Source organism: Paraliobacillus salinarum (assembly GCF_014083865.1).
Lineage (GTDB): Bacteria > Bacillota > Bacilli > Bacillales > Amphibacillaceae > Paraliobacillus > Paraliobacillus salinarum.
Genome location: NZ_JACEFA010000016.1, coordinates 1 through 12,767, shown reverse-complemented (window position 1 = coordinate 12,767; position 12,767 = coordinate 1). Strand labels below are relative to the sequence as shown.

Sequence of the window (12,767 nt, the reverse complement as noted above, 5' to 3'; positions counted from 1 at the left end):
ACCAAAAAAACGCTAAATCATCTGAAAAGTGGGCAAAAGAGGCGTTAATTTGACGCGACAATCTCTGAATCATATGAGAAGAAGTCAAAAGTCCGTAAGTTATACGCTTTATAGATCAAAACTTCCCCTCCCGAACAATAAGTGCACGATATATGAGTAGCATTACATCGTATCTCAACAGCATTAAAGCATTATAATAAAATCTCAACTGTTTTGCTTGTATTCGCTTGCGTTATCCATATGGTCATGTAGTATAGTTAACATAATGAAACAACATCAAAATTTTGACTATATTATTCTAAATTGGAAGGGGAACAAGAATCCGTGTCGAAACTATCGAACTATCATCCAACAATAGAAACTGTATTGAACAATATAAAACGTGTCATTATTGGAAAAGAGGAAGTCAGTGTACTAAGTTTAGTGGCATTACTATCTGAAGGACATGTACTGTTAGAAGATGTGCCTGGCGTTGGGAAAACAATGCTAGTAAGAGCCCTATCTAAATCACTGGACTGTGATTTTAACCGAATTCAATTCACCCCAGATTTACTGCCTTCCGATGTTACCGGTGTCTCTATTTATAACCCAAAAGAAATGAACTTCGAATTTAGAAATGGTCCGATTATGGGCGATATTATCCTAGCTGATGAAATTAATCGAACATCACCTAAAACACAGTCCGCTCTATTAGAAGCAATGGAAGAGGGCAACGTCACGGTAGATGGACAAACGATTGATTTGAAAAAACCGTTCTTTGTAATGGCTACACAAAATCCAATTGAATATGAGGGAACCTATCCTTTGCCTGAAGCGCAATTAGATCGCTTTCTACTCAAATTAAACATGGGCTATCCAACAGAAGAGGAAGAATTACAAATGCTTCAGTCTGTATCGCAGAAGCATCCGATTGAAACGATTGAAGCGGTAATGGATAAAAAAGAATTGTTATCGCTACAAATAGAAGTTTCTGATGTATTTATTGATGAAATGGTTCAAAAATATATTATTAATCTAATAACTGCAACGCGTAGCCACCCATTGATTGATTTAGGGGTTAGTCCACGTGGTTCGATTGCGTTAATGAAAGCTGCTAAAGCCTATGCATTCATCCATAATCGTGACTATGTTCTACCAGATGATGTGAAATACCTTGCGTCTTATGTATTGGGACATCGTATGCTTCTCTCACAAGGGGCGAAGTTTGAGGGAGTAGGATCAAATCGAGTGATTCAAGAAATACTAGAACAAGTAGATGTGCCAATAAGGAAGGCGCAATATCAATGAATTCGTTCCATTTAATAAGTAGACTACTGCAATTAGTTGTTTTATTTGGCATCCTTTTTTCTTACGCCATGTTTCAAGGTGGATTTGTTAGTTGGTTTCTTCTGTATGCCTTTATCCCGTTATTTTTATATTTTATTCTCTTTATGCTTTATCCTATTTCCAAATGGAACATCACTCGAACGCTATCACATACTGTACAACATGCTGGGGGAAAGATAGAAGTTACAATTGAAATATCACGTAGAATAGGGTTTCCGTTGCCGTTTATTATTATAGAAGATTGCTTTGAACCGTCACTGAAACACGACTACTATTCCAAGGAAATCTATCAATTTCTAAATCAACCAAATGAGATTCAATGTACTAGGGTGAAAAAGAAGATTCATTTCCCTTTATTTAAACGAAAAATTTCTTACACCTATGTATTAGAAGAATTACCACGGGGGTTTCATCAATTACAAACAACTAGAATAAAAACAAGCGATTTTTTTGGACTAGTTCATAAACAACACCTGTTTCCTGTGAAAAGCTCGTTCATTGTCTATCCGCAAACACGTAAGCTAGTGATGAAACAATCGAGGAATAAGCTAGAAGAAGGAGCTACTTCTACGGTTAAAGCACATACGCCTCTTTCCTATGCTGTAAATGGGGTGCGAGAATATATGCCGGGAGATAAATTTTCTTGGATTGATTGGAAGACGACTGCACGAAAACAAGAAATGATTACAAGAGAATTTGAACAAGAAAAAAATGTAGAGCAGCTTTTGATATTGGACGCTACCTCTTATCAAGGTATCAATCCAATTGCATTTGAAGCGAATGTGGAATTAGTTTCATCATTTTTGGAATGGTATCATGGCAAAAATACGAACCTTAGTTTATTAAGCATTGGAAAACAAACGAATTACTTCTCTTTTATTGAATCGAGTAATAAGCAAGCAATTTCACAGCACCTTGCTACAGTTCAACCAGAAGAAGGATCGATTTTTTCGGAACAATTAAGAAAAAATCTAAACACCCTTCCTGCATACTTCAATGTGCATGTCTTCGTTTCGACGTTGACAGAAGAACGGATGGAGACCATCGGACAGTTAGCTAAAAAAATGAATCATGCTATTGTTTATTTAACAAAAGGCTCCGCGTTATTGACAGAGGAAGATCGAACATATATCGAGCAATGCAAATATTTAGGAGTGACAATCCATGTAATAACAGAGCAGCAATGGATGCAATCGTCTATAGAGGTGGGTGTTTCATGACCAGTCTTCATCAAAAAGATACAAAAGTTTTTCATGCTTTACTTTATCTAGGTGGCTTTCTTTTGTTTATGGAATGGCTGCGTCCGTTAGCCATTATTTCGGATACTGGAAATGTAGAAATATTTATTTTATTTGCAGGTTTTTGTTTTTTATTATCATTAATAAGATTAACGAGATGGATTGCCATTCCATTAAAATTCGCTGCCGTTTTGATTATATTGGATGGCTTGTTCTTACAAGGAAGAATAGGTTCTCAAGGATGGCTTCACAGTTTTTCGACACAGTTAGATTACAATCTGGGATTAATTCAGAACCAAGTTTGGACAGACTTCACACCATTTTTTAGAACGCTGTTGTTTTTGATAATTCTTTGGTTAATGAGTTTTCTACTTCATTATTGGTTTGTTGTTGCAAGACGTGTATTTCTATTCGTTTTATTTACTTTTATATATATTACAGTATTAGATACATTTACTACTTATCAGGCAGATTCAGCGATCATTCGAACCGTTATCATTTCTCTCTTTGTATTTGCGATAGCTAGTTTTTTAAACCAAATGGATCGAGAGCGGCTGCGTCCAGCATTCGGTAAATGGTTTGCCTCTAGTTTGATTCCCATCGTCATTTTATCATCTATCTTCATTGCGGTTGGTTTTACTGCACCAAAGTTTAATCCGATTTGGCCGGATCCAGTACCTTATCTTACAAGCACAGCCGAGAATGCTGGAATGATTGAAGGAAGCGATAAAACAGTTCAAAAAGTCGGCTACGGGATAGATGATTCTAAGCTTGGGGGATCTTTTATTCAAGATGACACACCTGTATTTATGGCAGAATCTGAACGCAGGCATTATTATCGAATTGAATCCAAAAATCAATATACAGGAAAAGGATGGGAACGTTCAACGAATCTCGAATTTGAAGAGCAATCCAATGGTTCCATTGATCTTGACCTATTTTCATCAGAAGTGAAGACAGAAAGGTTAGAAGCATCGATTACATTTACCGAACAAGCAAACTTTAACAAACTCGTCTATCCATATGGATTGGACGCCATTACTGGACAAGAGCAATTAGAGCTTTTATTAGAGAAAGAGACGGGAACGATAGAAATAGAAGGTAAGCAAACTGCATCGCTATTAGGAGAGTACCAAGTTGCATATCGCTATCCGTCTTTTTCACTGGAACAATTAAGCCAGGATAACTTTATCGATCCAATGGATATAAAAGCACAGTATTTACAACTTCCTGCTAATCTACCAGATAGAGTTGTTGCATTAGCCGAAGAAATAACAAAAGATGCTACCAATCGTTATGATCGATCAAAAGCAATCGAGGATTATTTTGATAATGGGAATTATACGTATCAAACAACAGATGTTGCGATACCTGAGGGTGACGAAGATTATGTGGATCAATTTTTATTTGATACACAGGTAGGGTACTGTGATAATTTTTCAACTTCTATGGTTGTCATGCTACGAGCGTTAGATATTCCGGCACGTTGGGCAAAAGGTTTTACAGGAGGTCAATTAACTGATCAATCCCAAGCGTTTGAAAAAGAAAAAAACACCTATGAAATAACAAATGGAAACGCACATTCATGGGTTGAAGTTTATTTTCCAACGGTAGGATGGGTTCCGTTCGAGCCAACGATAGGCTTTACTGGCGGTGCAGATGTGTATCAAGAAAATGAAGGTGAAGCATCAGAGACGGAAACAGATGAAGAAGTGGATGAAGAAGAACAGCAGCAAGAAAATCAACAGCAACAAGAAGAAGAGCAAGAAGATACGAACGCAGATGTAGGTGCAAATAATAATTCGAATTTCAACGTTCCGTGGTATGTATGGCTGATCATCGTCAGCATTATAGTTGTACTTGGTGTGATGTTGTATGTGTATCGCTATCGCTGGTTAAATCGTTTGATGCTATATCGTTATCCAACATTTGATAATGTCCAAGCGTTTGAGCGTGCGTATCATTATTTATTGCGTGTACTACATCATCAAGGAATCAAGCAACATTCGGGTGAAACATTGAGAGAATATGCTGTTAGAGTCGATCAACAATTTAATTTAAACAAAATGAGCGAGTTAACAGCGATGTATGAAAAGATTTTATATCGTAATGAACTGTCACTTGATCAAGACAAATATGCTCATCAACTGTGGAAAGATATGTTAACACTATTGCTCTGATGAGTGGTGGTTTTTGTTTAAATTGTATTAGCAAGCTTTTGCTGTTTAAAAAAACAACAGAATTAATTTATAGAAGTAAAGGCAGTAAGGTCAACATTTGATCATAATTTTTTAAAAAAATGCAAAAACATTTTGAAAATTCATTGACTTATTCTCAACGTTGCTATATGGTAAATATACATACCAAAAGAAAACGCATACAAATTAATGATTAACAGGGTGTTACTGCAAAGGGCATAACCTGGATGGGATACAAGTTGAAGATATACTTGTGTTCATCCAGGTTTTTTGTATTTATAACGTACTTAGGAATGATTAAAAATGAATACGCATTAATGCTTGAGAACTTCATTGATAAAATAAGAAGACTGGTCCTATTTTCTTTGCTTAGATTCGCTTGTTTTGTGCGATTCCACCATCATGTATGAATTCATCATATGTGTCATATAGATTGATAAAAGTGTCTGGCATGTATAGGTATTTAACAGAGAGGGGGAGGAACTGTGAAATTAAAGAAAGTATTAAATAATAACGTCATATTAGCGAAAACAGATGATCATCAAGAAGTAGTTGTTTTTGGTAATGGAATTGCATTCAACCTAAAACCAGGGAATCTGATTGATGAGACAAAAATTAATAAAATATTCATATTGAAAACTAGAGATATCTCAATTAAGCTTGCAAACTTATTAAAAGAAGTTCCTATCGAATATGTTGAAATCGCACAGGAGATAATTATCTATGCAAGTAAAAAACTTAATGTCTCGATCAGTGATTATATGATTTTAACGCTAACCGACCATATCTACTTTGCTGTTAAACGCTATAAAAACAAAGAACAAATACGTAATGTATTGTTATGGGAAGTGAAACGGTTTTATAAAACAGAATTTGAAATAGGCTTAAAAGCGTTAGAAATCGTTGAAGAAAAAACAGGGATGAAATTTGATGAAGATGAGGCTGGCTTTATTGCTTTGCATTTAGTAAATACACTAGTTGAAGGTAATGAAAATGATAAGGCAATTAATATTACAAACATTGTTCAAGATATTTTAGGTATAATCAAATATCATTTTAAAATAGAATTTGATGAGGATTCTTTAAATTATGGACGTCTTGTGACGCATTTAAAGTTTTTTGCTCAACGTATTTTAGTAAAAGATCGTATTTATGATGAAGAAGATGATTTATTTAACCAGGTAAACTATAAATATCCAGAAGCGTTTGAATGTGTAAAGAAAATTGAGAGATATGTTCTAAATGGTTATGGGACGAAAATTACACATGCTGAGATGGTTTATCTGGTGCTGCACATATCGCGTATGACGAATCGTAATAAATACTAATTTAATAATTAACAGGGTGTTACTTAAAAAGGCATAACCTGAAATGATGTGATCGCTAATGAATAATTAGCGATGCGAATATTTCATTCAGGTTATGCTTTTTTATATATAAGAAAACAAGCACAGCTAAGATAACAGTAGACTGCTTAGTTTTCTGAAAAAATAAAATTAGGAGGTAAAACAAGATGGCAGATCAAAAGCAATTAGCTAAGCAAATAATTGATGGTGTTGGAGGCAAAGGAAATGTAAGTAGCCTTTATCACTGTATGACACGTCTTCGTTTTAAACTAAAGAATGGAAGCAAATTTGATAAAAATAAAATTGAACAATTGGGAGGGGTTATTTCGGCGTTAGAAAGTAATGGGCAATACCAAATAGTCATTGGAAATAATGTGAAATCAGTTCATGATGCAATAATAGACTTATATGATATACAAAGTGCATCTTCATCCAATGAAGTTAATGACGATAAAACGAAAAATCCAGTTGCTAAACTTTTTAATATTATGTCTGGTATCATCACACCGATTGTACCGACATTAGCTGGATCGGGTATGTTGAAAGCACTACTAGTTATTTTAACAACATACTTTGGGATGTCAGAAGAGGGTAGTACGTACTTGATTTTAAGTGCTGCAGCAAATGCTGTATTTTATTTCTTTCCACTTGCATTAGCAGTATCTGCAGCGAAAGTTTATGGTGTAAATACGTTTGTTTCGATAGCGATTATGGGAGCATTAATGGAGCCGAAATTTACAGGATTAATGACTGAAGTTGGGGATATTGTTGATTTTGCTGGACTTCCAATTGTATTGATGGGATATAGTGGGCAAATTATTCCTGCAATCTTAGCAATTTGGTTATATTCATATTTGGAAAGAATATTGAACAAATTAATTCCACAAGTAATTCAAATGTTTGCTGTACCCATGCTTGCTTTATTAATTATGGTACCATTAACAGCTGGCTTAATTGGTCCATTTGGCGTTTATGCTGGTAACGGAATTGCTTTTGGTATTGAATTCATGAGTAACACAAGCGGTATGTTGACTGGTGCAGTAATCGGTGCAGGCTGGACATTCCTTGTTATGTTTGGTGTCCATTGGGGAGTTGTTCCGGCCATGTTACAAAACTTAAGTACTACTGGTTATGATACGATACGTCCTCCGGTTGCTAATGCAACGTTTGCACAAGCAGGAGTAGCATTTGGTGTTTTTTTGAAAGCAAAGGATAAGAATTTAAAGTCATTAGCTATTTCTTCAATGATGCCAGCTATTTTAGCGGGTATTACAGAACCAATTGTTTATGGGCTATCAGTTAGATATAAACGACCAATGATTGCAGCAGTTATAGGTGGTACTGTTGGCGGTGGATTTGCAGGGGCAATGAATACAACTGTTATGGCTTATGTATTTCCAGCATTAACTACTCTACCTGCCTTTATGACAGACACATTTGCTTACTATATAATCAGTATCACAATTGCCTTCGTATTAACAACTATTTTAACATATGTGCTTGGTTTTGATGAAGGATTGCCTGAAAAAAGTGAAGAAAAAGCAAAGTCTTTTTCTAATCTAGAAGGTGGAAGATCGACTGTTGTTTCACCAATTATTGGCGAGGTAGTTCCATTGAATAAGGTTAATGATTCAGCATTTTCTACAGGAGCAATGGGTAAAGGTATAGCTATCACTCCAACTGAAGGAAAAGTATACTCTCCGGTGTCTGGAAAGGTAACGACACTATTCCATACGAAGCATGCTATCGGTTTAACTTCTAACGAACAAGTGGAGGTACTTATCCATATTGGTTTAAATACAGTCAAATTAGACGGCAAACATTTTACCACACATGTAAAACAAGATGATTATGTGGAACAAGGACAGTTGTTATTGGAGTTTGATATAAAAGCGATTGAAACAGAGGGTTATGAAGTAACTACACCAATTATTATAACAAATTCTAGTGATTACACCGATGTGATTGAAACAGATAAAAGATTTGTAACCAAAGAAGATGTGTTGTTAACAACTGTTTCCTTATAAATACAAGTGATTTTACAGTGATTTAAAAAGTAAATGGCCTCCCTTGAAATTTATTTCTTCAAGGGAGTACCTATTTTGTTCTAAAAGGACAATTGTGGTAAAGGAATGTCTCATAGAATGAAAAAGAAAAGTTTTTATTGGATAAGCGAGTTATTAAGTCTAATGGTAAATCAATTTACGTATAAGAGGAGGAGATAACATAGTGGAACATAAACAGAGAGTGCCATTTAAAAAAGATTTTTTGTGGGGAGCTGCTTCAGCTGCATATCAAGTAGAAGGTGCATGGAACGAGGATGGCAAAGGTCCGTCTGTATGGGATATCTTTGTGCGTAAAGAAGGAACTACTTATAAAGGAACAAACGGTGATGTGGCAGTGGATCACTATCACCGATATAAAGAAGACGTTCAGTTAATGGCAGAACAAGGCTTAAAAACTTATCGATTCTCTATTGCGTGGAGTCGTATTTATCCAAGTGGAAACGGAAAGCTGAATGAAAAAGGACTAGTGTTTTATGATCGTTTAATTGATGAATTACTTGCGAATAATATTGAACCGATGATCACTCTTTATCACTGGGATATTCCACAAGCACTCATGGATCAATATGGTGGTTGGGAATCGAGACAAATTATTGAAGATTTTAATGACTATGCAATTACTCTTTATAAACGATACGGGGATCGAGTGAAATATTGGATTTCGCTCAATGAGCAAAACTATTTTGTGAGTTACGGTTATGAAACCGCACTTCATCCGCCAGGTGTTAAAGATCGAAAGCGATTTTATGAAGTAAATCATATTGCAAATCTTGCGAATGCAAAAGTAATTAAATCGTTTAGGAAATATGTACCAAACGGAAAAATTGGACCGAGCTTTGCTTATAAGCCATACTATCCACTCAACTCTCATCCGGATAATATTCTTGCTTTTGAAAATGCGGAGGATCTACAAAATTATTTTTGGATGGATATTTACGCATGGGGTAAGTATCCAGTCACAGCATGGAAACACCTTGAGGAAAATGGTATAGCGCCAACGATTGAGGACGGCGATTTTGAATTATTAGCTTCCGCAAAGCCGGATTTTATGGGGGTAAACTATTATAGAACACAAACGGTAGAATACAATCCCATTGAAGGTGGTGTTGGTGTTGGTTTGAAAAACACGACTGGTAAAAAAGGATCTACGAAAGATTCTGGTGTACCAGGAATGTTTAAAACAACAGAAAATCCACATGTAGAATCGACTAACTGGGATTGGGATATCGATCCACAAGGCTTGCGAGTCGGCCTTCGAAGAATGGCAACTCGTTTTGGACTACCCCTTCTTATTACGGAAAATGGTTTGGGAGAATTTGACGAGCTCGAAGAAAACGAGATCGTTAATGATGATTACCGCATTAATTATATAAAATCCCATTTAGAAGCAATTCAAGACGCGACGGCAGATGGAGTAGAAGTTTTGGGCTACTGCGCGTGGTCGTTCACTGATTTACTAAGCTGGTTAAATGGTTATCAGAAGCGATACGGTTTCGTTTATGTCAATCGTAATGAGGAGAGCAAAAAAGATCTACGAAGAATAAAAAAGAAAAGTTATTATTGGTACAAACAGGTAGTTAAATCAAATGGTGAATCATTGTGAAATGCCTTTAAACTACGCTTTCCATCAGAGGAGCACAAATTTCTAATGAGTAACAATAACTTGTTAGAAAAGCGCCCTATAAAAATAACAGCTTAAATGAGACAGAACAGCGTAGAATGGGTTAAATCTTTGACTTCAAAAATATCAATTAGCATAATGCTAGTTGATATTTTCATTTTGTGAGAAAAGAACATTAAGCGTATGCGTAATCTGTTTCCAACTTGAAGGAATGAAAACTCTTTGTATTGATTTTTAAAATTAAACATTATTAAAAAAGTAAAAACTATATAAATCGAGGTATTTAAAAAGTTCTCAATAGTAATTGTTTAATTTAACACAGATATTTTCTTGACCGATGCAGGTAGCGTTGATAGAATAAGTGAAGTATAATTAGGATCATCTATATTTTTTTCATGAGAAGTATGGATGGTAAGTTAATTCTATCCTTATATTAGTAGATGTGTACAAGTCTTACATGACGTATGATTACTAGATAATGTGGGATAATTATATAAAAAACTACCTCGATATAATCTCGATAATATGGTTCGAGAGTTTCTAACGAGATACCGTGAATTTCTCGACTATGGAGGCAGATTTATCTTTTTAAATCTGTCTTCTGTTTTTAGGGAGACGGATTTTTTCGTTATACGAAGGGGAGTTTATTCTAGATGAAGGAGCTGACAAGCTTTGCAGGTAAACAATGAAATGATTCTTGTATTAGACTTTGGTAGCCAATATAACCAATTAATTACGAGAAGAATAAGGGAATTCGGTGTCTATAGTGAGCTTCACTCTCACCGTCTAACAGTAGAAGAAGTAAAAGCGATGAATCCAAAGGGAATTATCTTATCTGGTGGTCCGCATAGTGTATACGGGGAAAATAGTTTCCGCTGCGACGAAGGAATATTTGATTTAGGCATTCCTGTGTTGGGCATTTGTTATGGTATGCAATTAATGACACATCACTTTGGTGGAAAAGTAGAACGAGCAAATGAACGTGAATATGGAAAAGCAGATATTCATGTCACAGATAAAGCAAGACTCTTTACTGGAACTCCAAACACACAAACGGTTTGGATGAGTCACAGCGATAAGATTATGGAAGCACCAGCAGATTTTGTTGTAGAAGCAACAAGCACATCTACTCCAGTTGCGGCAATGAGTAATGATGATAAGAAATTGTATGGTGTGCAATTCCACCCAGAAGTTCGTAATACGATTTATGGAAATGACCTATTAAAACAATTTGTGTTCGGCGTAAGTGGTTGTCAAGGCGATTGGACAATGGCAAACTTTGTTGAACAAGAAATAGAGAAAATTCAAGAAAAAGTTGGCGATCGCAAAGTATTATGTGCGCTAAGCGGTGGTGTAGATTCATCTGTAGTAGCAGCACTAATTCATAAGGCAATTGGTGACCAATTAACATGTATCTTTGTAGATCACGGTTTACTTCGAAAAAATGAAGGCGAGATGGTTATGGAAACCTTCCGTGACGGCTTCCATATGAACATCATTAAGGTTGATGCTCAAGATCGTTTCTTAAGTAAACTAAAAGGTGTAACAGATCCAGAACAAAAACGTAAAATCATCGGAAATGAGTTTATTTACGTATTTGATGATGAAGCGGAAAAATTAAAAGATATGGACTTCCTAGCACAAGGAACACTTTATACGGATATTGTAGAAAGTGGAACCGAAACAGCAGAAACCATCAAGTCACACCATAATGTTGGTGGCTTGCCAGAGGACATGCAGTTTGAATTGCTAGAGCCATTAGATACATTATTTAAAGATGAAGTACGTGCGCTTGGATTGGAATTAGGTTTACCAGAAGCAATTGTTTGGAGACAACCATTCCCAGGTCCAGGACTAGGTATTCGTGTCTTGGGAGAAGTTACTCCTGAGAAGGTTGAAATTGTACGTGAGTCAGATGCGATTTTACGTGAAGAAATCAAACTAGCTGGATTAGATCGTGATATCTGGCAGTATTTCACTGTATTACCTGACATCCGAAGCGTTGGTGTTATGGGTGATGCAAGAACATATGATCACACAATCGGTATTCGTGCAGTAACATCGATCGATGGAATGACATCAGACTGGGCAAGAATTCCGTGGGATGTATTAGAAAAAATTTCTACACGTATTGTAAATGAAGTCGATCATGTTAACCGTATTGTGTATGACGTGACGAGTAAGCCACCTGCTACGATTGAGTGGGAATAGACCGGTTAATTCTATGTGCGGGTAAATAGGCGTAGATATTGACGCTATGCCTTTTCAGAATACATGACGCATCTAATTTAATAATAAACGTGCAACTATATAACGTTAAAACAATGTTGCGCCTCTTTTACTTTAAACAAGTAAGGGAGGCGTTTTTTGCGTTGAAAATAGTTAAAGCATTAAAGGAATTTGAGTTTGAGCAGAGCGTAATGGGATTATCCAAGAACTATATTGCTTTATGTCAGCACCGTTTGAAAGGATGGAAAACTTATACGATTGATGAACTGTTTATTGATGATGTAACGCAAATAAAACCAAGGCACATAAAGTTATTTATTCGTTACAGGCAAAGTTTAGAACGGGAAAAGAACATCACGCTAAAGGAGTACACTAGAAACGTTCATGAAGTATTAGTTGACTTTCAACCGAGTAAGGACGACAAATACGGTCATGCTCTATTACATGAAGTAGAAATGGTAGCACAACGAGTAAATTATTTTTAAAAATTTTCGATATAAAACCACAAACTGCGTAAACATATGGTGAATCAATGTACTAGTAGAGGGGTTTTGATAGCGGGCATGTTTGAACTGCACCCCAATTGTTAGACACTACCTAACAATTGGAGGTGCAGTTTTTATATGAGCAAATATACAAGTGATATCAAATTAAATGTTATTCAAGGCTATTCCCCAAAAGTAATGTCTCAAAGTGAATATGCAAAACAAATGGCTATTCCCAAAGCACAATTCCAATATTGG

Annotated in this window: 8 protein-coding genes and 1 riboswitch; all 8 genes read left to right on the top strand. The window is 35.8% G+C overall.

Going from position 1 to position 12,767, the window contains the following annotated elements:
* Positions 1–324: 324 nt before the first annotated feature.
* The 8 genes from HP569_RS12430 to HP569_RS12395 all read left to right on the top strand — a co-directional run bounded on the left by HP569_RS12430 (position 325) and on the right by HP569_RS12395 (position 12,509).
* A complete protein-coding gene (locus tag HP569_RS12430) occupies positions 325–1,287 on the top strand; it encodes an AAA family ATPase (protein WP_182201501.1) in 963 nt (320 codons plus the stop codon).
* Positions 1,284–2,546 carry a DUF58 domain-containing protein gene (locus HP569_RS12425; protein ID WP_182201500.1) on the top strand — a complete coding sequence of 421 codons (1,263 nt, stop codon included), beginning with the start codon at positions 1,284–1,286 and terminating at the stop codon, positions 2,544–2,546. Before HP569_RS12430 ends, HP569_RS12425 begins: the two co-directional genes overlap by 4 nt.
* Positions 2,543–4,744 (top strand): transglutaminase domain-containing protein, encoded by a 2,202-nt coding sequence (locus tag HP569_RS12420; protein ID WP_182201499.1) that lies wholly within the window; start codon positions 2,543–2,545, stop codon positions 4,742–4,744. Before HP569_RS12425 ends, HP569_RS12420 begins: the two co-directional genes overlap by 4 nt.
* 503 nt (positions 4,745–5,247) lie before the next feature.
* A complete protein-coding gene (gene licT, locus HP569_RS12415) occupies positions 5,248–6,090 on the top strand; it encodes a BglG family transcription antiterminator LicT (RefSeq protein ID WP_182201498.1) in 843 nt (280 codons plus the stop codon).
* Positions 6,091–6,275: 185 nt separating this feature from the next.
* Entirely contained in the window at positions 6,276–8,135 is a 1,860-nt protein-coding gene (locus HP569_RS12410) for a beta-glucoside-specific PTS transporter subunit IIABC (protein WP_182201497.1), read from the top strand.
* A 202-nt stretch (positions 8,136–8,337) separates the two neighbouring features.
* Entirely contained in the window at positions 8,338–9,777 is a 1,440-nt protein-coding gene (locus HP569_RS12405; RefSeq protein WP_182201496.1) for a glycoside hydrolase family 1 protein, read from the top strand.
* A 505-nt stretch (positions 9,778–10,282) separates the two neighbouring features.
* A riboswitch (purine riboswitch) is annotated at positions 10,283–10,384 on the top strand.
* Between the two features lie 101 nt (positions 10,385–10,485).
* On the top strand, positions 10,486–12,006 hold the full coding sequence (gene guaA / locus HP569_RS12400; protein ID WP_182201541.1) for a glutamine-hydrolyzing GMP synthase: 1,521 nt from the start codon (positions 10,486–10,488) through the stop codon (positions 12,004–12,006).
* Between the two features lie 161 nt (positions 12,007–12,167).
* Complete coding sequence (locus tag HP569_RS12395) at positions 12,168–12,509, top strand: hypothetical protein (RefSeq protein WP_182201495.1); 342 nt, start codon at positions 12,168–12,170, stop codon at positions 12,507–12,509.
* The last annotated feature ends 258 nt before the right edge of the window (positions 12,510–12,767 follow it).

Coding starts and splice junctions, on each gene's coding strand:
- guaA (WP_182201541.1), top strand. CDS start 10,486: ATGATTCTTGTATTAGACTTTGGTAGCCAATATAACCAATTAATTACG.
- HP569_RS12420 (WP_182201499.1), top strand. CDS start 2,543: ATGACCAGTCTTCATCAAAAAGATACAAAAGTTTTTCATGCTTTACTT.
- HP569_RS12410 (WP_182201497.1), top strand. CDS start 6,276: ATGGCAGATCAAAAGCAATTAGCTAAGCAAATAATTGATGGTGTTGGA.
- HP569_RS12425 (WP_182201500.1), top strand. CDS start 1,284: ATGAATTCGTTCCATTTAATAAGTAGACTACTGCAATTAGTTGTTTTA.